We start from the raw sequence: 23,072 nt of genomic DNA, 5'->3' as shown, positions 1-23,072 counted from the left end.
GGCATTTTCGTGTGTAGCGCCAGCCATGCGGCGACAGGTCGGCATTTCAGTGCACGGCGCCCGGTCGCAATGTGTCACCTTCGGCCTGGGCCAGGCAAAAAAGCTAGGCTGGGGAACCGACACGGGGTGCCGCGCAGAGAGCCGGCTGAGATTCACACCCGTTGAACCTGTCCGGCTAGCACCGGCGAAGGGATGTCTCTTGTCTACGACTCTTGTAATGCCCACTGCCTCCTCGGCAATATTCACTGCTGCACCAACACGCCCAGGCAGGCCCGTACCCCGGGTCCTTTCCATAGCAGGTTCCGACCCTTCCGGCGGCGCCGGTATACAAGCCGACCTGAAGAGCATCGCCGCGCTCGGCGGTTACGGGATGGCTGCCATCACTGCCCTGACCGCCCAGAACACCCGCGGAGTCCGATCCGTCCATGTGCCGCCCGCAAAGTTCCTGAGCCAGCAGCTGGAGGCGGTCAGTGACGACATCGGCATCGACGCCGTGAAAATTGGAATGCTGGGCAGTGCCGAGGTGATCGAGGCAGTGGTGGCATGGATCCGGAAGGTGCGCCCCGCCGTCGTGGTCCTGGACCCGGTGATGGTGGCCACCAGCGGCGACCGGCTCCTGCAGGAATCTGCCGAAGCGGCACTGCGCGGGCTCCTTCCGCTGGCGCACCTCATCACCCCAAACCTGGCAGAGCTCGCCATGCTCGTTGGGGGCCAACTGCAGGACACCTGGACCGGGGCCCTGGAACAAGGCCGCGCCCTCGCTGCTGCCACCGGCGCCACTGTGCTGGTCAAGGGCGGCCACCTGATCGGTGACGAGTGCCCCGACGCGTTGGTCAACACCTCAGGCCTTCTGTCCGACGAAGTGGTGGTGGTGCCGGGGGAGCGGGTGGCAACGCGGAACAGCCATGGCACTGGCTGTTCACTGTCCTCTGCCATGGCAACGGCGCAGGCACGGCTGGGGGACTGGGAGGTTTCCCTCCGTGAAGTCAAACCCTGGCTGGCCGGCGCGCTGGAGGCATCCGGAACACTGGAGGTGGGAACAGGCAACGGGCCGGTGCACCACTTCCACCACCAGCAGCCGCTGCTTTCCGAAGGGAGCTTCGCCGCCATACTCTGGCGTGAGGCGCAGCAGGACCTGGACGACATCCATGCCCTGGACTTCATCCGCAACCTGGCCTCGGGCAGCCTGGGCGAGAAGGAGTTCGCGTACTACCTCGCCCAGGATGCCATCTACCTCAACGGCTATTCGCGCGTGCTGGCCAGGGCCAGTGCACTGGCACCCACCGAGGCGGAGCAGCTCTTCTGGGCGGCCTCTGCCCGGCAGTGCCTGGAAGTCGAGTCGGAGCTGCACCGCTCCTGGCTGAGCACGCGAACCGTGCAGCCCGGGCTTGGCCCTGTTACGAAGTCCTACGTGGACCACCTGACGGCGGCATCGGCGTCGGGCAGTTATGCGGTCGTGGCGGCGGCCGTTTTGCCCTGCTTCTGGCTCTACGCCGAGGTGGGAGCAGCGCTTTACGCCCGGTTCGTTGCCGCCGGTGAACCGCCGGCGCACCCGTACGCGGACTGGCTGCGCACCTACGCGGACGAAGACTTCGCAGCTGCCACCCGCAGGGCCATTGCGATCGTGGACGAAGCGGCACGCTTGGCCTCGGCCGCGGACCGCGCCGCCATGGTCACGGCGTTTAAGCAGTCCTGCCGCCTGGAAGTGGACTTCTTCGACGCGCCGCGCCTGTACTCCTGACGCACTGCCCGTTGCCTTGCCGGTACTATGGTGGGGCACGGTGCGGACGCCGGAGTTGAGCTGTGGCACCTATCACAGTCCACCCGCCGGAACCAGCCTCATTTGCGGCCGAAGGCAAAATTAGCGTATTCTAGATCTTCGGTGCTTACGCCAACACTTGGGTTATGACCCCACGGCGTTGAGGCACAGCGAGAAACCAGGCTTTTACAGGTCGGTTCCGCACGCAAATTTAGTAATAAACGTCGAGAGAAGTGAGTTCCCAAGTGGTGTACGCGATTGTCCGCGCAGGCGGCCGCCAAGAGAAGGTTTCCGTTGGAGACTTCGTTACCCTGAACCGCGTCGCCGGTGGAGCTGGCAGCACCATTCAGCTGCCCGCACTGCTCCTGGTTGACGGTGACAAGGTCACCTCTGCCGCTGCTGACCTGGCCAAGGTAACTGTTACGGCTGAGATCCTGAACGACCTCCGTGGTCCGAAGATTGTGATCCAGAAGTTCAAGAACAAGACCGGTTACAAGAAGCGCCAGGGTCACCGCCAGGAACTGACCAAGGTCAAGATCACTGGTATCCAGTAACCTTCGTTACTGTTCAGGTTTTTCAGCAGATCCCCAGAATTTAGAGGCAGGCATTTCAAATGGCACATAAAAAGGGCGCGAGCTCCACTCGCAACGGTCGTGATTCCAACGCTCAGTACCTCGGCGTAAAGCGCTTCGGCGGCCAGGTTGTTTCCGCCGGCGAGATCATCGTCCGCCAGCGCGGCACCCACTTCCACCCGGGCGCCGGTGTTGGCCGTGGCGGCGACGACACCCTGTTCGCACTGACCCCGGGAGCTGTCGAGTTCGGCACCCGCCGCGGTCGTCGCGTCGTCAACATCGTTGCTGCTGCAGCTGCAGAGTAACAAATAGTTCTGAAGCGGTGGAGCGGGCCAGTTGGTCCGCTCCACTGTTCTTTTAACCGCATTACAATCGTCTTGGCGCCCCGCGGCGTCCAGGAAACAGCACTGAGGAGATCCACGTGGCCAGCTTTGTAGACCGGGTAGTACTGCACGTATCCGGCGGTAGCGGCGGCCATGGGTGCGTCTCTGTCCACCGCGAGAAGTTCAAGCCGCTGGGCGGTCCCGACGGCGGCAACGGCGGCAACGGCGGCGACGTGATCCTTCGCGTGGACCACCAGACCACCACCCTCCTGGACTACCACCACGCACCCCACCGCCACGCCAGCAACGGCGGCCCGGGCATGGGCGACTGGCGCGGCGGAAAGAACGGCGAGACGCTCATCCTCCCCGTCCCGGACGGCACCGTGGTCAAGTCCAAGGACGGCACCGTCCTCGCGGACCTGATCGGAGAAGGTGCCGAGTACGTAGCCGCAGCAGGCGGCATCGGCGGCCTGGGCAACGCTGCCCTTTCATCGCAGAAACGCCGCGCTCCGGGATTCGCCCTGCTCGGCATCGAAGGCGAAGCCAGCGATATTGTCCTGGAACTCAAGTCGATCGCCGACATCGCCCTGGTGGGCTTCCCGTCTGCCGGCAAGTCCAGCCTCATCGCCGCCATGTCTGCAGCCAGGCCAAAGATCGCCGACTACCCCTTCACCACTCTTGTTCCCAACCTTGGCGTCGTCCAGGCGGGGGACGTCCGCTTCACCATCGCCGACGTCCCGGGCCTCATCGAAGGCGCCAGCGAGGGCAGGGGCCTGGGCCACCACTTCCTGCGGCATGTTGAGCGTTGCGCCGCGCTGGTCCATGTCCTGGACTGTGGCACCCTCGAATCGGACCGCGACCCCCTCTCCGACCTCGCCGTCATCGAGGCCGAACTGGAAAAGTACGCCGTTGACATGAGCTACGCCGGGCAGGACGGCGAAGTTGTTCCGCTGAACCACCGCCCCCGCCTGGTGGCGCTGAACAAGGTGGACCTGCCCGACGGCAAGGACATGGCAGACTTTGTGCGCCCGGAACTTGAATCCCGCGGCTACCAGGTATTTGAAGTGTCCGCCACCAGCCATGAGGGCCTACGCCAGCTAGGTTTCGCCATGGCCGGGATCGTCAAGGCCGCCCGTGATGCTGTGGCCGCTGCGCCGCCCAAGGTCCAGCCGGCCGTGCTGCGTCCGCGTGCGGTCAACGAGTCAGGCTTCAGGATCCGCCGTGAGGAGAAGGGCCTCGAGCCGTTGTTCCGCGTCATTGGCGAAAAGCCGGAGCGCTGGGTCAAGCAGACCGACTTCACCAACGAGGAAGCCATTGGCTACCTGGCTGACCGCCTCGCAAAGCTTGGCGTGGAAACGGAACTGTTCAAGCAGGGCGCCAAGCCCGGCGACACCGTGGTCATTGGCGAGGACGACGGCGTCGTCTTCGACTGGGAGCCCACCATGATGGCAGGCGCGGAGCTCCTCGCGTCCCCGCGTGGTACCGACGTCCGCTTCGCTGACCTGGGCGACCGTCCCACCCGTGGCCAGAAGCGTGAAGAGCAGCAGGAACGCAAAGACGCCAAGGCCGCCGCCCGCGCGGAGTTGGAAGCGGAACGCAAGGCCGGCATCTGGACCGAATCAGTGAGCAGCCGCAGGGTAGCCAAGCCCCTCAAGGAGAGTGGACTGGACGCAGGCGATGAGTTCTAGGGCTGCAGCCGTGGAACCGCTGGCCCGGTCCGTGGACAGGAGCGTACTCGCCAAGGCAGGCCGCGTTGTGGTCAAGGTGGGTTCATCGTCGCTGACAAGCATCAAGGGCGGCATCTCCGAGGAGTCCCTGACGGCCCTGGCGGACGCCCTGGCTGCCAAGCGGAATACGGGAACCGAAATCATCCTTGTGTCCTCCGGCGCCATCGCCGCCGGCCTGGCTCCGCTCGGCCTTGCCAAGCGTCCGCGCGACCTGGCCACCCAGCAGGCGGCCGCCAGTGTGGGCCAAGGCTTACTGATGGCCCGCTACACCCAGGCGTTTGGCGCACATGGCGTCACCGTCAGCCAGGTCCTGCTCACCGCCGAGGACCTGATGCGGCGCAGCCAGCACACCAATGCATTCCGTGCCCTGGACCGGCTGCTCAACCTCGGGGTGGTACCCGTGGTGAACGAGAACGACACCGTAGCCACGCACGAGATCCGGTTCGGCGACAACGACCGCCTCGCAGCCCTCGTGGCGCACCTGGTACGGGCGGACGCCCTGGTGCTGTTGTCCGACGTCGACTCCCTGTACGACGGCCCGCCGTCGCTCGGTGCAAAGAGGATCCCGCTCGTTGAAGGTCCCTCTGACCTGGAAGGCGTCTCCATCGGCAGGACAGGCAAGGCAGGCGTCGGAACCGGCGGGATGCTGACCAAGGTGGAGGCGGCAACCATGGCTGCCGGCTCGGGCATCCACGCCCTGGTCACGTCAACGCCCAACGCCGCAGCTGCGCTGAACGGCGAGGACGTGGGCACCTGGTTCACGGTCAACGGGGCCCGCAAACCCGTCCGCCTGCTGTGGCTGGCGCACGTGGCGTCGGTGCATGGCCGCCTGGTCCTGGACGACGGCGCCGTGAAGGCTGTGCGCCACCACCGCACTTCGCTGCTGCCTGCGGGGATCTCCGCGGTGCATGGAGACTTTGAAGCGGGCGACGCCGTCGAGATCGCCAGTGCCGACGGCACCGTGGTGGCCCGCGGACTGGTGAACTACTCGTCTGCCGAGCTGCCCCAGATGCTGGGCAGGTCCACCAGGGACCTTGGCGAGGCGTTGGGCAGCGGCTATGACCGTGAAGTTGTTCACGTAGATGACCTCGTGCTGGTTTGAGCTTCGGGCTCGCCTAAACTTGGAACATGACTGAGGCCCTGATCCACAAGACCGCTGAAAACTCCGGAGACACTGCTGCGCCCGCAAGCGTTCCTCCCGTCGAGTCACCCACAGCACCGGTCCCGGCTGAGGTTCCGCTGTCCGCCGGTGACGTCGAAGCAGCTGTCCACGCAATCGCTGACCGTTCGCGTCAGGCAGCGCGCCGGATGGCCATGGCGAATCGTGCCTGGAAGGACCGGGCGCTCCGCGCTGTAGGCTCGGCCCTGAAGGAGAGCACAGCGGCCATACTGTCCGCTAACGCAAAGGATGTGGCAGCAGGAAAGGCCAACGGCACCTCCGCCGCCATGCTGGACCGGCTTACACTGACCGAAGCGCGGATCGCAGGGCTCGTGGCTGCCCTGGAGAACCTCGCCGGCCTGCCCGATCCGGTAGGCAATGTGGTCCGCGGACAAACCCTCCCCAACGGTCTGCGCCTTCGGCAGGTCAACGTACCCATGGGCGTTGTGGCTGCCATTTACGAGGCACGGCCGAATGTCACCGTGGACATCGCCGGGCTGGCCCTCAAGAGCGGCAACGCCGTGATCCTGCGCGGCGGAAGTGCTGCGGAGGCCACCAACCAAGTCCTGGTGCGCCTGTTGCGCGAGGCACTCGAATCCGTGGGCCTGCCCGCCGACGCCGTCCAGACAGTTGACCAGTACGGCCGCGCGGGGGCCAGCGTCCTGATGCGTGCCCGCGGCAGGGTTGACGTACTCATTCCCCGCGGCGGCCGTGAGCTGATCCAGACCGTGGTCACGAACTCCGCCGTTCCTGTCATCGAGACGGGGGAGGGGAATGTGCATATCTTCATTGACGAGTCTGCCAATGAGGACATGGCCGTGGAGATCCTCCTGAATGCCAAGACACAGCGGCCCAGCGTCTGCAATACCGTTGAGACCCTGCTGGTCCACTCCGGCTCAACGGTGCTGCCCGCCGTCGCCGATGCCCTGCGCAAGGCCGGTGTGCGGCTGCACGCCGACGAGCGCGTCCGGGCTTCGCTTCCCGCATCGATTGAATCGGAACCGGCCACCGACGAGGACTGGGGCACCGAGTACATGGACCTTGACCTCGCTGTTGCCATGGTGGACAGCCTGGACGAGGCCGTAAAGCACATCCGCACATGGTCAACCGGTCACACCGAGGCCATCCTCACCAACGACCTTGCCAACGCCGAGCGCTTCATCGCCGAAGTCGATTCCGCCGCCGTCATCGTCAACGCCTCCACCCGGTTCACTGACGGCGGGGAACTTGGCCTTGGCGCTGAGGTGGGAATCTCCACCCAGAAGCTGCACGCGCGGGGCCCGATGGGGCTGACCGAACTCACCACCACCAAGTGGATCGTGCAGGGCGAGGGCCAGGTCCGCGGGTAGCGACGCGGTAACATAGACCAGAAGTCAGAAACGGCGGAGCTTTCCGCTGCCACAATCGTTTGAACCCAAGGGGAGAAAATGCTGTTCCAGCAGATTGCCACGACCATCGCCGAAGGCGAAGAACATGAACTCGCCCCGCTGTGGGCCGAGCCGTGGGTCTTCGGAGTGGTCATCTTCGCCATTCTGCTGGTGATGATGTTCATTACCCTGTCCTACTCGAACCTTGGCAAGCGCCACGCTGCCACCGAGGAGCATGCGGATCCGCACCGCCAGCACCCGAACAAGCACGATCACGGGCAGGGCCACTAACATTTCCCGCGTTCTTCACCACAACGGTGCCAATGGCAGGCTGCGCCTGGGCGTCATGGGCGGGACTTTTGACCCCATCCATCACGGCCACCTGGTGGCAGCCAGTGAAGTGGCGGCCGAGTTCGACCTGGACGAAGTGGTTTTTGTCCCCACGGGCCAACCGTGGCAGAAGTCCCACAAGCAGGTCAGCGAACCCGAGCACCGCTACCTCATGACCGTCATCGCCACGGCGTCCAACCCGCGGTTCACGGTCAGCAGGGTGGACGTTGACCGTCCCGGCCCTACCTACACCATCGACACGCTGCGTGACCTTCGGGCCCAGCGCCCGGACGCGGATCTCTTCTTTATCACCGGCGCCGACGCCCTTGCGCAGATCCTGTCGTGGAAGGACATCGACGAGTTGTGGTCACTGGCCCACTTCGTTGGGGTGACCAGGCCGGGGCACGTGCTGGACGGTATGGGCCGGAAGGACGTCAGCCTCCTTGAGGTGCCCGCCATGGCCATCTCATCGACGGACTGCCGTTCACGGGTGGCCGCGAACAACCCTGTGTGGTACCTCGTGCCGGACGGGGTGGTCCAGTACATCGCCAAGTACGGCCTTTACCTGGACGCCCCGGCGGCTGCCAATGCTCCAACCTCCGAAGCAAGCGAACCAGCCAGCACTGAATGAGTTCTCCATGAGCCAGGAACAGCCCCCCATCCGCAGCCGCCGGGAACTCCGGCAAGCCAGGGATGCGCAACAGCCATCCGTGTCCACGGCCACGGATCAGCTTTCGCCTGCCACGAAAAAACCCACGGCGAATCGTCCTGCCCCAGGCACTGCAGCGCCGGCTCCTGAACAGACGCACACCCAGCGTTCGTCGCAGATCCGTGCGCGGGACCGGGCGGCACTGCGCACCATCAAGGAATTGGAAGAAAAAGAGGACCAGCTGGCAGCCGGAGGTCCGCCCACACGGCGCCAACTCCGCCTGCAGCAGCTCAAGGAACAGGCGCTTACCGCTGCCAATCCCATCGTTGCCCCTGCCGCGCCCGCTGACCCGGGCGCCAAGATCCCCGCATCCCCGGCCTCCCGCAAGAAGGCGGCGGGGGAGCAGGATTCCCCCGCCGTAACCAGGGCGCCTTCCCTGATCTCGGATGCCCCTCACGGGATGACTGTGGAGCAGGCGCTGGCAGCGAGGGCGCTGATCGCCGAACAGGCCAAAAACCAGATCGCGAAGATGGAGCACATCGCCTCCCTCGATCCCGAAGCCGTGGATCCCGAGATCCTGGCGGAACAGATCGCCCTGGCGGAACGCGCTGCCGTGCTGAACCGGCGGGCCATGGCCAAGCAGAAACTTGCCGAGCAGACCGGCGTACCTGCCCCGGCCAACGATCCTTCGTCCGACCAGGAACCTGCACCCCAGCAGCAGGGACAGAAGGCGCCGGCCGTTCCCGCGCAGCGGCCGGCACCCTCGACAGCCAGCAACCTGGCCATGGTCACCCCCCTGGAATTCGTCCAGGTGCCGGGCGTCGACCGGCCGGTCATGAAACCGCCGGCCACCAGCCACGTTCCGGTCACCACCCGGCCCGGCACAAAAGTCCCGCCGCCCGCCACCAAGAAGCGGCGCCCCGCCGGCGGACCCCGGCCGGCAGCGTCCGACGCCGGATCCGGCCGTTCGCAGGTCATTGCCCGGGCTGAGGCCGCCGCCAAGGCTGCTGCCCGGCCCAAGCCTGCTGTCCTGCCACCGGCAGTGGTGGCGGAGAGCCACGCCGAGGAGGCCTTCGAGGACCTGCCCCGGGTCCCGGCCCGGTCGGCCCACGGACTGGACCCGCTGGACGCGGCCACGGCGGGGCTGGCCCGCGCCACGCGCAGCCGCATCCTCCAGTTTGCTGTCCTGGCCTTCGGGATTTTGGCCCTCGTCGCGGGCATCTTCCTGATCATCAGCGGAATGTCCCGCTAACCGGCGCTGCCGGCACCACAAGCTTTTTAACCAACAAGGAGTCCCGTGACTGCATCAGATTCATCCATCATCACAGCCCGTGTTGCCGCCAAGGCAGCTGCGGACAAGATTGCCCAGGACATTGTGGCCCTGGACGTGAGCGAACGCCTCGCCCTGGCCGACGTTTTCCTCATTGCCTCTGCTCCCAGCGAGAGGCAGGTCAACGCCATCGTTGACGGAATTGAAGAAGAACTCGCGAAACAGGATCTCCGCCCGACCCGGCGCGAGGGGCGTTCCGGCGGCCGTTGGGTCCTGCTTGATTACTCGGACATCGTCATCCACGTCCAGCATGAAGAAGACCGCGTCTTCTACGCGCTGGAGCGGCTGTGGAAGGACTGCCCCGTGGTGGACCTCCAGCTCGGCGACGACACCTCGGCGAAAGCTGCCGCCTCCACCGATTCGGAGTAGCTGCGCGGGGACCAGCCCGAATATGCCCGATTTGGAATTTTCGGAATTGCTGTTCTAAGATATTTGAGTTGCTCCGGGGAAACCCGGAAGAAAAGCTCGTAGAGCAGCAATAGTTCGGGGCTGTGGCGCAGCTGGTAGCGCACCTGCATGGCATGCAGGGGGTCAGGGGTTCGAGTCCCCTCAGCTCCACCAATAATCCGCCGGAATCAACAGATTCCGGCGGATTTCTTCGTTCTGGCCGGCGACTGTATCGCTCCTGCGCCACTGGTGGCGCGCCGCCACACACCAGAACGTGCCGATTGGCGCGCGGCGCGAAAGTGCATTAAGCTGATCAGGTTGCTTCGGCGGGCCTTCTCCCACTCAAGCAAAGTCCGGGGCTGTGGCGCAGCTGGTAGCGCACCTGCATGGCATGCAGGGGGTCAGGGGTTCGAGTCCCCTCAGCTCCACCGGTCATCCTCCCGCCAGGGAGGAAGCAAAAGGGAACCATCCTCGGGGATGGTTCCCTTTTTCGTTCCTCAGCAGTTACGGCGCCCTTTCCTTACAGCCACTGCGTCCTGCGCAGCGGCGGCGGGTCGCCGCCAGGCCGCTGGACCAGAACCTGGTTGACGCCCGTCAGTCCGTTTTCAAAGCCGAGGGCACTGGAAGCCATGTACACCCGCCACACCCGGGCCCGTCCGCGGCTGGTCAGCTTCACTGCCTGGTCCCACTGCTCCTCCAGCCGGCTGACCCAGGCACGCAGGGTGAGCGCGTAATGCCGGCGTAAAGCCTCCACGTCCAGGATCTCGAAGCCAGCTGATTCCAGGGCAGTGGACATCTCGCCCAGGCTGATCATCTCGCCGTCCGGAAAGACGTACCGGGGGATAAAGGAGTGCGGGTCCGGGTCCGTGGGGCCGGCGTTCCAGGAAATGGCGTGGTTCAACAGCCGGCCGCCGGGGCGCAGCAGGCTGAACAGCGTGGCGGCGTAGCGCTGCATCTCTGCCCGTCCCACGTGCTCCGACATGCCAATGGAGCTGATGGCGTCGAAGGGCTGGTCCTGGACATCGCGGTAGTCCTGCACCCGGATATCAATTCGCTCGGTAAGGCCGGAATCTGCGGCACGCTTGCGTGCAAGGATGGCTTGCTCCTGGGACAGGGTCACGCCCACCACCGAGACGCCATACTTTTCCGCAGCATGCAGGGCGAAGCTGCCCCAGCCGCAGCCCACGTCCAGCACGCGCATCCCCGGCTTAAGCCCCAGCTTGCGGCACACGAGATCCAGCTTTGCCTCCTGGGCGGCGTCCAAACCCTCGGCAAGCCGGTCGCCGGCTGGAATTTGGCCGTCCTCCTCTTCAGGCCAGACGGCGCAGGAGTAGACCATGGACGGCCCCAGGACCAGGGCGTAAAAGTCATTGCCGACGTCGTAATGGTGGGAGATGGCGGCGGAATCCCTGCGACGGGAGTGAAGCCTGCCTTTGCGGGCAACCCGCGCTTCCTCCGCGGGAGGAGCAGGATTGGGGCCCAACGCCCCCAGCCGCACGGCGGTACGAAGCAGCGTCCAGAGTTCGCCCACGGTGAGCGGCCGGAACGGACCGGGCTCAGCAAACTTACCGGCCGAGCTCAATGCGTTGTAGGCGGCAAACACGTCCCCGGGCGCATCAATGTCACCGGAAACATAGGCCCGGGCCAGGCCCAGCTGTCCCGGCGACCAAAGCATCCACCTCAGTGCACGCCGGGAACGGAACTCCAGGACAGGCGCCCCCTCCGGTCCTGCCTCGGAACCGTCCCAGGCCCGCAACCTCAGTGGTATCTCCTCAGTACCGAGCACGATGGCCAGGGCCTTGGCGAGCCGTGCTGCCTTTCCGGTTCTAGTGGTCATGTGGTCCTCCTGTCTCATGGGCCAAGACTAAGGCCGGGAAGCCCGGTCCGACTATTATGGGTGGGTGAATCCTGCCCGAGCCGACGTTGTTGTCATCGGCGCGGGCCAGGCGGGGCTTTCCGCCGCCTACCATCTGCAGCGCCGGGGGCTTGACTTTGCAGTGCTCGACGCCGAGGAAGGTCCGGGCGGCGCGTGGCGGCACCGGTGGAAGAGCCTCCGGATGGCAACCGTGAACGGCATCAGCGATCTCCCCGGCATCGCCAAGCCCGCCGTGGACCCCACGGAACCGAGCTCGGAGTTCCTGTCGCGCTACTTCCGCGCTTATGAGGAGGAACTGGGCCTGTCCGTCCAGCGGCCTGTGAAAGTAAGGTCTGTCAGCCGCGAAGACACGGACCCTGCCGGCAGGCTGCTGGTCAGCACGTCCAACGGTGAGTGGAGCGCTGCCGCTGTCATCAACGCCACCGGCACGTGGACCCGGCCGTTCTGGCCCATCTATCCCGGCCAGTCGACGTTCCGGGGCAGGCAGCTCCATGTAGCTAATTACGTCTCGGCCGGGGAGTTCGCGGGCCGGCATGTGATTGTGGTTGGTGGCGGGATTTCCGCCGTCGGGCTCCTGGACGAAATTTCCCGTGTCACGTCCACCAGCTGGTTCACCCGGCGGGAGCCGGTGTGGCGGGACGCCGAATTCGACGCCAGGGCCGGCCACGATGCCGTGGCACTGGTGGAGGAGCGCGTGCGCCAGGGCCTGCCGCCGCAAAGCGTGGTGTCGGTGACCGGCCTCATCTGGACGCCCGCTCTCCGGGCAGCGGCAGCACGCGGAGCGCTCAACCGGCAGCCGATGTTCACGTCCATCGAACCCGACGGCGTCCGGCTGGCCGACGGGCGCTTCCAGGCGGCGGATGTGATCCTGTGGGCCACCGGGTTTCGGGCCGAACTTGAGCATCTCGCGCCGCTGCACCTTCGTGGACCGGGAGGGGGAATCGCCATGGACGGCACACAGGTGGCAGCCGAGCCACGGGTCCATCTGGTGGGCTACGGGCCGTCGTCGTCAACCATCGGTGCCAACCGGGCAGGCCGCGCTGCGGTAGCTGCCATTCTGAAACTGCCGGGGATCCGGCCGTCCGCCAGGACGGTAAGTTGGGGCTGACGGCGGGCCCGGGCCAGGGACAACAGGCCAGGACAAACACTACAAGGCGGCAGGAACAGTGGCACTAAAGACTCTTGAAGACGTCCTTCCGGTACTTCGGCGGCGGCCGGATGTCGAAGCGCCCAACCTCCAGGCATGGGATGCCACGGACCGGCTGCTGCTTGATTCGGCCGCCGCGCACGTGTCCGCCGGAAGCACTGTGGCGGTCATCGGTGACCGCTACGGCGCCCTGACCCTGGGCGCCCTTGCAGTCCTCGATCCCGGCGCGGTCCGGGTGCACCAGGACCTCATCACCGGTGAGCAGGCGTTGCGGCTCAATGCCGCCACGGTGCTCGGAAATGAGGCAGGGGGTGGGCTGCCCTTTGCACAGCTTCCCCTCGGACCCGAACTCCTCGAGGACGCAGGGACGGTCCTGCTGCAGCTGCCAAAGACCCTTGCGGAGCTGGACGAAATTGCGGCAGCAGTGGCCACCTACGCCTCACCGGAGGCGGTGCTCCTGGCCGGCGGCCGCGTAAAGCACATGTCCCTGGGCATGAACGCCGTCCTCGAACGCCACTTCGGGTCCGTCACGCCGCAGCTCGCCAGGCAGAAGTCCAGGGTGATCGTGGCCACCGGCGGGCAGGGGAGCGGGGATCCGGAGCGCTTTCCCGTCGTTGAGCACTTGGCCGAGATCGATCTTGACGTTGCAGCCCACGGCGCGGTTTTTGCCGGGCCTCGGCTGGATATCGGTACCCGGTTCCTGCTGACGTTCCTGCCGTCCATGCGGCCCGCGCAGCACGCCATCGACCTGGGCTGCGGCACGGGAATCCTTGCCGCGATGTACGCCCGGCAGCATCCCCGCTCCACAGTGACCGCCACCGACCAGTCAGCCGCCGCCGTGGCCTCCGCACTTGCAACGGCCCGTGCAAACGGCCTGGCGGGGCAGGTCCGCGCCCTGCAGGACGACGCCATGGGCACCCTGCCGGAAGGGAGCGCGGACCTGATACTGCTGAACCCGCCCTTCCACGTCGGCGCCGGCGTCCATGCAGGAGCGGGGCTGAAACTGATCGAAGCAGCGGGCCGCGTGCTTGCCCCCGGCGGGGAGCTGTGGACCGTTTTCAACCGCCACCTGGCCTACCTCCCCACGCTTGAGCGGCACGTCGGCCCCACCGTCGTGAAAGGCCAAAACCCCAAATTCACGGTGACCTTAAGCACCCGCCGCAGCCTGCGGTGATCATTCTTTAGTGAGCAGGCACAGCCAGAAGAGAAGGCTCGCCAAAGCTGCGCCGCGCCGTCGGCCGCTCCTATGGGTCTGCGCCTGTGCGTAACGTACGATTCAGACATCAGTAACTATGTGCCGGAAACGAAGGGGACGCCGTGACTGAGATCCGCCAATCCTCACCAAGGCGCGGCACCAACCTGCCCCGGATGGGTGACTTCAACCTGACGGTGATCCTCGACGCCGTCCGCCGCTCATCCGGCGGGCTCAGCAGGGTGGAACTTGCCCAGATCGTGGGCCTTTCGCCGCAGACCATCTCCAACATTTCCCGCCGCCTGCTGGACCAGAACCTTATTGTTGAGGCAGGCAAGGAGGGCAGCGGTCCCGGCAAACCCCGCACCATCCTCCGCCTCAATCCGGGCGGCATGTTCGCCGTCGGCGTGCACCTCGACCCCGCAGTGACCACGTTCGTGGTCCTGGACCTCGTGGGCGCGGTGGTCCAGCACTCCCGGATCAAAACACCCGGCGGAAACGATCCTTCCGCCGTCATTGCCACCATCGCCGCCGAGATCTCCCAGCTGGTGGAGGATTCCGGTGTGGACAGGGACAGGATCGCCGGCCTTGGCGTGGCGGCCCCCGGCCCCATCGACCTTGATAACGGCACCGTGGTCGACCCGCCGCTCCTCCCGGGCTGGGACCGGGTGGAACTGCGCAACGCGCTGTCGGAAGCCACCGGCTACTCCGTGCTCATGGACAAGGACGTCACCAGTGCGGCCGTTGCGGAAACTTGGGCCGGCGGCCCGAGCGGAGCCGGCAGCTTCATCTTTATGTACATGGGCACCGGAATTGGCTGCGGGATCGTCCTTAATGACGAAGTGGTCCGGGGCACGTCCGGCAACGCGGGGGAGATCGGCCACATCGTGGTGGATCCGGACGGTCCGCCGTGCGACTGCGGCCTGCGCGGGTGCGTAAAGTCTTCCTGCATCCCGCAGGTCCTCGTGGCCGAGGCCGAAGCCGCAGGCATCCTTGACGGCTCCCGGTCGGGCAACAGCGGGGCCGAGATCCAGCAGAGCTTCTCCGCGCTGTGCGACCTTGCCGACCAGGGTAATGAACAGGCGCTTGCGATCATCGACAAGTCCGCGGTACTGGTCGCACGGGCCGCTTCCGTGGTGACAAATACCCTGGACGTGGAGCGGGTGGTGTTCGGCGGACCGTTCTGGAGCCGCCTCGCAGAACGCTACCTTGAAAAAATCCCGGCCCTGCTCGACGCCAACAGTGACACCCGGCTGATCCATCCCATCGAGGTGGTGGGGACCGGCGTGGGGGAGGACGTGGGGGCCATTGGTGCGGCGTCGTTGGTTTTGGAACACACGCTGGCTCCCCGCGCCCAGAGGCTCCTGCTGGAGAGCTGAGGGGGTGCCTTGCCCTTGCCTGGGGCCGGGCACGGATCTAGCATTTGCGTATTGCCGCGGCTGGGGGGCCCGCAGACAAAGGGCCCCGCAGCCATTGATTGAATGGAGCACCATGCGCCGCCCGGCCCTGAAGACCTTGTCCCTGATCGCTTCCGCACTGGTCGTTTTGACGGCATGCACCCCCGGTGCTTCCGAGGATGGATCAAAAACGCTCAAGGTGGTCTATCAGAAGACCGACTCCTTCACCGCCCTGGAGACCATGTTCCAGGCAGCCAAACAGGAGTTCGAGGCTGCAAACCAGGGAGTGACGGTTGAACTGCAGCCGATCCAGGGGAACGACGACGACTACGGCACCAAGCTGGCCCTCGCCCTGAGGTCGCCCGCCACCGCGCCGGACGTCTTCTACGAAGACACCTTCAAGGTCCGTTCCGACGTCGACGCCGGCTACCTCCTGAAGCTGGACAGCCACCTTGAGGGCTGGGAGGACTGGGACAAATTCGATGACGGCGCCAAGGCGGCGGGGCGGGCGGACGACGGTGGGACGTACGCGGTGCCGCTGGGAACCGACACCCGGGCCATCTGGTACAACCGGAAGGTCTTCGAAGCCGCCGGGATCACCCTCCCCTGGCAGCCGCGCACCTGGCAGGACATCCTGGACACTGCACGGAAGATCAAGGCGAACGATCCCTCGGTGGTCCCGTTCAACATGTATGCCGGCAAGGGCACAGGTGAAGGCACCGTGATGCAGGGATTCTACGAACTGCTCTACGGAACCGGGTCCTCGCTGTACGACGAGGAAACAAAGAAGTGGGTAGTGGGTTCCGCCGGTTTTACCGACTCCCTGGCTTTCCTCAAGACCCTCTATGACGAAGGACTCGCCGTTACCCCGGCAGAGGCACTGGATGCGAACGTCTGGAAGAAGGTGTTCGGGGAATGGTTCCCGAACGCGAAGCTGGGCGCCACCGTGGAAGGCTCCTACGCGCCGTCGTTCTGGCAGGACGGCGGCAGCTACGAATGGCCGGGCTATGAGCAGGACATGGGTGTCGCCCCGTTCCCCACGCAGGACGGCGGTGACCCCGGAGCGGTGAGCATGTCCGGCGGTTGGACGTTGGCCATCGGCGCCGGGACGAAGGAGCCCGACCTGGCGTTCAGTTTCCTCAGCACCGCGATGAACCGCGATAACTCGCTGGCCTTCACGCTCGACAGTTCGCAGATCGCCGTCCGCAGTGACGTGGCGGAGGACGCCGGCTACCAGTCCGCAAACCCGTTCGTGAAGGACGTCTCCGAACTCGTCTCGGTGACGCGCTACCGCCCTGCAACATCCGATTACCCTCGAATTTCCGCGGCAGTCCAGGAGGCAACGGAGGCCGTGATTACCGGTGCCCGGTCACCGGAACAGGCGGCGGCGGATTACGATGCTGCGGTTGCGGATATCGTGGGTGGCGACAACACCGTCCGGAAGTAAGCGGTGGCGGCCCAAAGCGGGGGACGCGGGCTGCTGCGCTACCTGCCAGTCCTGCCTGCCGCCGTGCTCCTGGCGGTTTTTCTCGCCGGTCCCGTGCTGTGGGCTTTCCACGCGTCCTTCACCAATGCGGGCCTGACAGGCCGCAACGCGCGCAATCCCGACTGGATCGGGTTGGAGAACTACCAGCGGCTCCTGGTGGATCCCGTGTTTCCCCTTTCCCTGGGGCTGACCGTGCTGTTCGTCCTTGGCTCCGCGGTCTTGGGACAGAACCTGCTGGGGCTGGCACTTGCCGTGCTTATGCGCCGCGCGCGCCGGGCCGTGTCCGCCCTGGTTGGAACAACGGTGGTGGCCGCCTGGGTGCTTCCCGAAATCGTCGCTGCCTTTGCCGCCTATGCCTACTTCAGCCGGGACGGGACGCTTAACCAGCTGCTGGGCGGCCTGGGGCTGGACCAGCCCGACTGGCTCTATTCCTGGCCCATGGTGGCGGTAGTGCTGGCCAACATCTGGCGCGGTACGGCCTTTTCCATGCTGGTGTACCGGGCGGCCCTGAATGACATTCCGTCCGAAGTGGCCGAAGCCGCGCAAATGGACGGCGCCGGGGCCTGGCAACGGCTTGCTTACATCACCCTGCCCATGATCCGGGGGAGCATCGCCACCAACCTGATGCTGATCACGCTGCAGACGCTGGCGGTGTTCACCCTGATCTGGGTGATGACCGCCGGTGGCCCGGCCAATGCGAGTAGCACACTGCCCATCCTGGCCTACCAGGAGGCCTTTAGGTTCGGTGACATCGGTTACGGCACTGCCGTAGCTACGGTGCTGATCCTCATCGGAGCGGTCTTTGGCGCCGTCTACATCCGGCTGCTCCGGGAGTCGAACCGATGACCGCGCCCGCCAAAGCCTCAAGGGTTGTTCCTCCCGGCGAAGCCACCGGCCGGACGCGTACCCGTGGGCCGTACCGCAGCAGTACTCCCGCAGATGTGGCCCTGCTGTTGCTTGGTGCGTGTTTCCTGCTGCCGCTGCTCTGGCTGGTCCTGGCCTCACTGGACGCCGACGCCAGCCACGAAACCCGGGTGCCGGCCCAGGCCGGGCTGGAAAACTTCGCCGCCATCATGACACCCGCGCTGCTGCTCCAGCCGCTGTGGAACAGCCTGGTGCTCTCCACCGGCACCGCCGCCGTCACCCTTGTGGCAGCCGTGCTGGCCGCCTATCCGCTCTCCCGCTACCGGTCCAGGTTCAACACTCCGTTTATGTACACGGTCCTGTTCGGCACCTGCCTGCCCATCACGGCCATCATGGTGCCGGTCTATGGACTGTTCGTCCAGCTGGAACTGCTGGACTCGATGCCGGCCACCATCCTTTTTATGGCCAGCACAGCCCTTCCCATGGCCATTTGGATGACCAGGAACTTTATGGATGCGGTGCCGGCATCCCTGGAGGAAGCGGCGTGGGTGGACGGCGCGTCGAGGATGACCGCACTGCGCACCATCGTCCTGCCGCTTATGCGGCAGGGCCTGGGCGTGGTGTTCATCTTTGTGTTCATTCAGGCCTGGGGAAACTTCTTTGTCCCCTTCGTGTTGCTCCTGTCCGAGGCGAACCAGCCCGCCGCCGTGTCCATCTTCAGCTTCTTCGGACAGCACGGAGCAGTCGCTTACGGCCAGCTGGCCGCGTTCTCCATCCTGTACTCACTGCCGGTCCTGGCCCTGTACGTCATTGTTGCCAAGGGTGCCGGCAGCCCGTTCGCCCTCTCCGGAGCGGTGCGGGGCTGAGCACGCGCCACAGCACAAACCCGGCGCCTTCCTAGTCGATATCCTCAAGGACCACCCCGAAGGGGATGCTGTCGTCGAGGTGGGCCTGGTGGCCGGTAGAGCCGGGGTTGTAAACAACCCGGACGCCGTGCAGCTTGTCCGCCGCTGACTGCTGCAGGACAGGCTTGACAGTGTCGATGAACATCTCGCTTTTGTCGGCGAGATACTCCTTGTAACTGGCTGGAAGCTCGCTCATGTCAAAAGGATAAACCCGGGACGCCGCGGTGGGGAGGGGCCGCGTTGCCGGAAGGTCCGCATCGCCCTTGGTAACGGGGCGGGCAGTGGCCGCCACGGGAAGGGCCGCCGCGGCGAATAATGTTCTGCCGGGTGAAGAAACAAGGCGTAAGACTGCGTCTTAATTCGGAGTTGAACTTGAATGCCCATCCAGCCGCTCCTAGAGTTCTATACAAGTTACCGCGGTAACGTGTCAGCGATCCTCCGTTGCGGAGGGTGTGGGTGCCCCCATGTGGGCCTGACATTTGCTCACGGACAACTTCATTCCAGGCGTAACAGTCGCGGCTGCGTCCTTGTGGAGTTCTTCCGTGTTCCCCAAACTCAATTCATTGCCGGCGTTCCGTAAATAATTCTTTGCGGGCAGCCCTCAATGGCCCAAAGCCAAGGACGCAAATGTCACCACCAAGCCTTATTGACACACATCCGAATCTCTCCGACGCCGCCCCGGTGGCGCTTTCCTACGAGTTGTTCCCGCCCCGGTCGCCGGCAGCCGCGGAGACCCTGTGGACCACCATCCGCGAACTCGAAACCACCGAACCGGACTACGTCTCTGTCACCTACGGTGCCAGCGGCTCGAACCGGGACACCGCCGTCGAACTCATCAACCGGCTCGTGCTCGAAACCACCCTTCGGCCGCTGGCCCACTTGACCTGCGTGGGGAACACGCCGGAGGAACTTGCGGGAATCATCGGTCAGCTGCTGGATACCGGAGTACGCGGGATCCTGGCACTGCGTGGTGACCGGCCGCAGGACGGTGCACCGCCCGTTGCCGGGTCCCTGCGCTATGCGCAGGACCTGATAGAGCTCATCCGCCGTGTTGAACAGCGCCGATCGGCGTTGTTGTGCGCCGGCAAAATTGCAGTGGGTGTGGCTGCATACCCCACCCGCCACCCGGAATCACCCAGCGAGGACCACGACGTGGAGGTGCTGCTGGCCAAGCAGCGCTCCGGCGCCGACTTCGCGATCACGCAGGTTTACTTCCGTGCTGAGCAGTACGCGCACCTCCTCACCCGAGCCCGTCGTGCGGGGGTAACCATCCCGATCATCCCGGGCGTTATGCCATTCACCAGCCTGCGCCGGGTGAAGCGGCTGGGCGAACTCAGCGGAGTGGAGCCGGCACCGGAGCTCGTTGCCCGCCTCGCTTCCACAGACAGCGACCTCGAACGCCTCCGGATCGGCGTCAGCGCCACGGTGGACCTGGCCAACGCCGCCCTGGATGCAGGAGCACCGGGCATCCACCTGTACACCTTCAACGAACACCAAAGCGCCTTGGACGTACTGGACAAGCTGGCTCTTCCGCGGCGCTCCCGTGCCGGCAGCCGGCGTGACGCCGTGGCCCGGCCGCAGCTCGCCAGCTGAACATCCCGCCCCCGGCCGCACGGCGATAGCCCCCGGCCACAAAACCCAAACTTTCAGACCCCGTCCCTACCTGAGGATTTGCCATGCCTAAAAGCAACACCCCTTTCCCGTCCGCCTCACTCCTCGGCTACCCGCGTATCGGCCGCCGCCGGGAGCTCAAGAAGGCCGTGGAGGCCTACTGGGCCGGCAAGATCGACGCCGCCGCCCTGGACGCCGCCGCCAAGGACATCCAGCTGACCATCGCCAGGCGCCTGCAGGAGCTCGGCCTGACCGAAGCCGCAGCCGTTCCCGGCACCTTCTCCTACTACGACCAGGTCCTGGACACCACGGCCCACCTCGGTGCGGTCCCGGCCCGCTTCGGCAGGCTCCTCACTGCAGAGGGACAGCTCGACGTCGACGGCTACTTCACGCTTGCCCGCGGCACCAAGGAACAGCAGCCGCTGGAGATGACCAAGTGGTTCGACACCAACTACCACTACCTGGTGCCTGAGATCGGCCCCGAAACCGAATTCACCCTCGCCTCCACCGCCAAGGTTGACGAGTTCGCCTTCGCCCTGGCCAACGGCATCGAGACCCGCCCCTATATCGTTGGCCCGGTCACCTACCTGCTGCTTTCCAAGGCTTCCGACGACGCCCCGGCCGGCTTCGCGCCGCTGTCCCGCCTTGAGGACATCCTGCCCGTCTACGTCCAGCTGCTTGAGAAGCTCGCCGCCGCAGGCGCCGGCTGGGTCCAGCTCGACGAGCCTGCACTGGTGGTGGACCAGGACATCCCGGCCGGCGAAATCGAAGCAGCGGTTGCCCGCGCCTACGAGGTCCTCACCGCTGCCGCCAACCGCCCGCAGATCCTCGTTTCCACCCCGTACGGTTCGCTTGACGGCCAGCTCGGCACACTCGCTGCCACCAACATCGAGGCACTGCACATCGACGTCTTCAAGGGCGCCGTTCCCTCTGGCGCCGCCCTGGCCGGCCTGGGCAACAAGACCCTTGTTGCCGGCGTCGTTGACGGCCACAACATCTGGCGCAACGACCTTGCCGCTTCCGCCGCAAAGCTGGAGGAACTGAAGGCCGCCGCCGGCACGCTCGCCGTCTCCACTTCCACCTCTACCCAGCACGTCCCGCACGACGTGGCCGAGGAAACCCAGCTCTCCGCGCAGCTCCGCAGCTGGCTGGCGTTCTCGGACCAGAAGGCCGTGGAGGTCAAGACCCTCGCGTCCTACCTGGCCGACCCCGCCTCCGCCAAGCCAGCCATCGACGAGGCAACCGCAGTGATCGCTTCCCGGGCCACCGCCGAAGGCGTCCGCCGGGCAGACGTCCGGGCCCGCACCGGTGCCCTTACCGCCGCTGACTTCAGCCGCTCCGAATACTCCGTCCGCGAGGCTGCGCAGGAAGAGGCGCTGGACCTGCCGCCGCTGCCCACCACCACCATCGGCTCCTTCCCGCAAACCTCGGAAATCCGTTCGGCCCGCGCCCGCAATAACAAGGGCGACCTCACGGACGAGCAGTACGGGAAGCTCATGAAGGACGAGATCAAGCGCGTTGTGGCCCTGCAGGAAGAGCTCGGCTACGACGTCCTGGTCCACGGCGAGCCCGAGCGCAACGACATGGTGCAGTACTTCGCCGAGAACCTCGAAGGTTTCGACGTCACCGTCCATGGCTGGGTCCAGTCCTATGGCTCACGCTGCACACGCCCGTCCATCCTCTGGGGCGACGTCACCCGCAGTGCCCCCATCACGGTGGAGTGGGCCAAGTACGCACAGTCCCTCACCAGCAAGCCGATGAAGGGCATGCTCACCGGTCCGGTCACCATCCTGGCGTGGTCCTTCGTCCGCGACGACCAGCCGCTGGGTGAGACCGCCAACCAGGTTGGCCTCGCGCTGCGCGACGAGATCGCCGATCTGGAAGCCGCCGGCATCAAGGTCATCCAGGTGGACGAGCCCGCACTGCGCGAACTCCTCCCGCTGCGGAAGGCCGACCACGCCGATTACCTTAAGTGGTCCGTGGACTCCTTCCGCCTCGCCACCGCCGGCGCTGCGGACGCCACCCAGATCCACACCCACCTCTGCTACTCGGAGTTCGGCGTGATCATCGACGCCATCGACGGCCTGGACGCGGACGTTACCTCCATCGAGGCCGCACGGTCCCGCATGGAGGTTGTGCACGACCTCGAATCCCACGGCTTCGGCCGCGGCGTTGGCCCGGGCGTCTACGACATCCACTCGCCGCGCGTTCCCGGCACCGAGGAAGTCACCGAGCTGCTCAGCACCGCCGTCAAGCACGTGCCGTCCCGCCAGCTCTGGGTCAACCCGGACTGCGGCCTGAAGACCCGCGGCTACACCGAGACCGAGGAATCCCTGCGGAACCTGGTGGAGGCCACCAAGACAGTCCGCGCCGAACTGCTCGCAGCAGCTAAGCAGTAGCAGCCATGTAAAGCAGGCAAACGATCGGCCGGCCACCTCGACAGGTGGCCGGCCGCCGTCGCTTAATCTACGTCAGGACCAAACGATCTCGTCGTCCACTACGCCGTCCTCATCCGCTGACGCCACCAGGACCTCGTCGGTGAAATGCTCGCCCAGGGTGAAGTCCAGAACGAAGTAGCGCTCGGGCTGGCCGGGGTAGATGCGGACGTGGCCAAGCTTCAGTGCCTTGAGGAACACTTCGTTGGTGAGCTGGCTGCGCTCGGTCACCCCAAATACCTTCTGCAAGTGCTCATCCTTGAGTGCGTTGCAGTGGAAATGGAGGTACTCCTGCGGGCTGGTGCCTTCCTGGTCCAGCTCCTCGGCGATCATGTCCCGCACCTCGTCAACCAGCTCGGGCAGGAAGCGCAAACGGTAATCGACCTTGCGCAGCGCGGCCTCGTCGAAGTGGTCATGGGCGGTGACGTTCAGGTCGATTTCCAGCGGATGGCCACGCAGTTCATGCTTGGCGGCGATGAAGTGATCCCTGCCGTGGTTGAGCTCGATCTCTCCAAAGTGCTGGCTCGCTACCTTGTTCATAGTTTCAACATAGACC

At 65.6% G+C, this 23,072-nt stretch carries 21 protein-coding genes, 2 tRNA genes and 1 riboswitch; of the genes, 20 read left to right on the top strand and 3 right to left on the bottom strand.

What is annotated here, in order from left to right; translation table 11 throughout:
- Positions 1-112: 112 nt before the first annotated feature.
- Positions 113-210, top strand: a riboswitch (TPP riboswitch).
- Between the two features lie 7 nt (positions 211-217).
- From AC5RUQ_RS19445 to AC5RUQ_RS19390, 12 genes are all read left to right on the top strand, one after another.
- The gene (locus AC5RUQ_RS19445; protein WP_493948921.1) at positions 218-1,741 is read left to right on the top strand and encodes a bifunctional hydroxymethylpyrimidine kinase/phosphomethylpyrimidine kinase; all 1,524 of its coding nucleotides are present in this window, start codon (positions 218-220) and stop codon (positions 1,739-1,741) included.
- Between the two features lie 263 nt (positions 1,742-2,004).
- Positions 2,005-2,313: a 50S ribosomal protein L21 gene (gene rplU, locus AC5RUQ_RS19440; RefSeq protein WP_142045052.1), complete on the top strand. Its 309-nt coding sequence runs from the start codon at positions 2,005-2,007 to the stop codon at positions 2,311-2,313.
- 59 nt (positions 2,314-2,372) lie between these two features.
- The gene (gene rpmA / locus AC5RUQ_RS19435) at positions 2,373-2,636 is read left to right on the top strand and encodes a 50S ribosomal protein L27 (protein WP_009372867.1); all 264 of its coding nucleotides are present in this window, start codon (positions 2,373-2,375) and stop codon (positions 2,634-2,636) included.
- A gap of 116 nt (positions 2,637-2,752) precedes the next feature.
- On the top strand, positions 2,753-4,342 hold the full coding sequence (gene obgE / locus AC5RUQ_RS19430) for a GTPase ObgE (RefSeq protein WP_493948920.1): 1,590 nt from the start codon (positions 2,753-2,755) through the stop codon (positions 4,340-4,342).
- Complete coding sequence (proB, locus tag AC5RUQ_RS19425) at positions 4,332-5,483, top strand: glutamate 5-kinase (protein WP_493948919.1); 1,152 nt, start codon at positions 4,332-4,334, stop codon at positions 5,481-5,483. The genes obgE and proB overlap by 11 nt, the downstream gene beginning before the upstream one ends.
- A 26-nt stretch (positions 5,484-5,509) precedes the next feature.
- Positions 5,510-6,889 (top strand): glutamate-5-semialdehyde dehydrogenase, encoded by a 1,380-nt coding sequence (locus AC5RUQ_RS19420; RefSeq protein ID WP_493948918.1) that lies wholly within the window; start codon positions 5,510-5,512, stop codon positions 6,887-6,889.
- A gap of 78 nt (positions 6,890-6,967) precedes the next feature.
- The gene (locus AC5RUQ_RS19415) at positions 6,968-7,198 is read left to right on the top strand and encodes a hypothetical protein (RefSeq protein ID WP_163164071.1); all 231 of its coding nucleotides are present in this window, start codon (positions 6,968-6,970) and stop codon (positions 7,196-7,198) included.
- Entirely contained in the window at positions 7,143-7,868 is a 726-nt protein-coding gene (gene nadD, locus AC5RUQ_RS19410; RefSeq protein ID WP_256248899.1) for a nicotinate-nucleotide adenylyltransferase, read from the top strand. Before AC5RUQ_RS19415 ends, nadD begins: the two co-directional genes overlap by 56 nt.
- Positions 7,869-7,875: 7 nt before the next feature.
- Positions 7,876-9,138: a hypothetical protein gene (locus AC5RUQ_RS19405; RefSeq protein ID WP_493948917.1), complete on the top strand. Its 1,263-nt coding sequence runs from the start codon at positions 7,876-7,878 to the stop codon at positions 9,136-9,138.
- Between the two features lie 45 nt (positions 9,139-9,183).
- Positions 9,184-9,585: a ribosome silencing factor gene (gene rsfS, locus AC5RUQ_RS19400; protein WP_493948916.1), complete on the top strand. Its 402-nt coding sequence runs from the start codon at positions 9,184-9,186 to the stop codon at positions 9,583-9,585.
- Positions 9,586-9,701: 116 nt separating this feature from the next.
- Positions 9,702-9,777, top strand: a tRNA-Ala gene (locus AC5RUQ_RS19395).
- 181 nt (positions 9,778-9,958) lie between these two features.
- Positions 9,959-10,031: transfer RNA gene (locus AC5RUQ_RS19390), tRNA-Ala, on the top strand.
- Between the two features lie 92 nt (positions 10,032-10,123).
- Here the strand turns inward: AC5RUQ_RS19390 and AC5RUQ_RS19385 are convergent.
- Positions 10,124-11,440, bottom strand: a complete 1,317-nt coding sequence (locus AC5RUQ_RS19385; RefSeq protein WP_493948915.1) for a class I SAM-dependent methyltransferase — start codon at positions 11,438-11,440, stop codon at positions 10,124-10,126.
- Between the two features lie 64 nt (positions 11,441-11,504).
- On the opposite strand from AC5RUQ_RS19385, the gene AC5RUQ_RS19380 reads away from it, so the two are divergent.
- The 6 genes from AC5RUQ_RS19380 (at position 11,505) to AC5RUQ_RS19355 (ending at position 18,431) form a co-directional block, all read left to right on the top strand.
- Positions 11,505-12,587, top strand: a complete 1,083-nt coding sequence (locus AC5RUQ_RS19380; RefSeq protein ID WP_493948914.1) for an FAD-dependent oxidoreductase — start codon at positions 11,505-11,507, stop codon at positions 12,585-12,587.
- Between the two features lie 58 nt (positions 12,588-12,645).
- Entirely contained in the window at positions 12,646-13,800 is a 1,155-nt protein-coding gene (locus AC5RUQ_RS19375) for a class I SAM-dependent methyltransferase (protein ID WP_493948913.1), read from the top strand.
- 194 nt (positions 13,801-13,994) lie between these two features.
- On the top strand, positions 13,995-15,197 hold the full coding sequence (locus AC5RUQ_RS19370; RefSeq protein ID WP_493948976.1) for an ROK family protein: 1,203 nt from the start codon (positions 13,995-13,997) through the stop codon (positions 15,195-15,197).
- Between the two features lie 112 nt (positions 15,198-15,309).
- On the top strand, positions 15,310-16,662 hold the full coding sequence (locus AC5RUQ_RS19365; protein ID WP_493948975.1) for an extracellular solute-binding protein: 1,353 nt from the start codon (positions 15,310-15,312) through the stop codon (positions 16,660-16,662).
- A 3-nt stretch (positions 16,663-16,665) separates the two neighbouring features.
- A complete protein-coding gene (locus tag AC5RUQ_RS19360; protein WP_493948912.1) occupies positions 16,666-17,547 on the top strand; it encodes a carbohydrate ABC transporter permease in 882 nt (293 codons plus the stop codon).
- On the top strand, positions 17,544-18,431 hold the full coding sequence (locus AC5RUQ_RS19355; protein ID WP_493948911.1) for a carbohydrate ABC transporter permease: 888 nt from the start codon (positions 17,544-17,546) through the stop codon (positions 18,429-18,431). The genes AC5RUQ_RS19360 and AC5RUQ_RS19355 overlap by 4 nt, the downstream gene beginning before the upstream one ends.
- Before the next feature lie 31 nt (positions 18,432-18,462).
- Here the strand turns inward: AC5RUQ_RS19355 and AC5RUQ_RS19350 are convergent, their stop codons facing one another.
- Positions 18,463-18,666 carry a hypothetical protein gene (locus AC5RUQ_RS19350; RefSeq protein ID WP_493948910.1) on the bottom strand — a complete coding sequence of 68 codons (204 nt, stop codon included), beginning with the start codon at positions 18,664-18,666 and terminating at the stop codon, positions 18,463-18,465.
- Between the two features lie 431 nt (positions 18,667-19,097).
- Between AC5RUQ_RS19350 and AC5RUQ_RS19345 the strand changes: the two genes are divergently transcribed.
- Positions 19,098-20,063, top strand: coding sequence for a methylenetetrahydrofolate reductase (locus AC5RUQ_RS19345; protein ID WP_493948909.1), 966 nt, complete (start codon positions 19,098-19,100; stop codon positions 20,061-20,063).
- 83 nt (positions 20,064-20,146) lie between these two features.
- On the top strand, positions 20,147-22,480 hold the full coding sequence (gene metE, locus AC5RUQ_RS19340) for a 5-methyltetrahydropteroyltriglutamate--homocysteine S-methyltransferase (RefSeq protein WP_493948908.1): 2,334 nt from the start codon (positions 20,147-20,149) through the stop codon (positions 22,478-22,480).
- 72 nt (positions 22,481-22,552) lie between these two features.
- On the opposite strand, the gene AC5RUQ_RS19335 is transcribed toward metE, so the two are convergent.
- Positions 22,553-23,056: a DUF2004 domain-containing protein gene (locus AC5RUQ_RS19335; RefSeq protein WP_163164053.1), complete on the bottom strand. Its 504-nt coding sequence runs from the start codon at positions 23,054-23,056 to the stop codon at positions 22,553-22,555.
- Positions 23,057-23,072: the final 16 nt, after the last annotated feature.

This window comes from Arthrobacter sp. MDT2-3, assembly GCF_059090465.1.
This window is presented reverse-complemented; position numbering and strand designations above follow the sequence as displayed.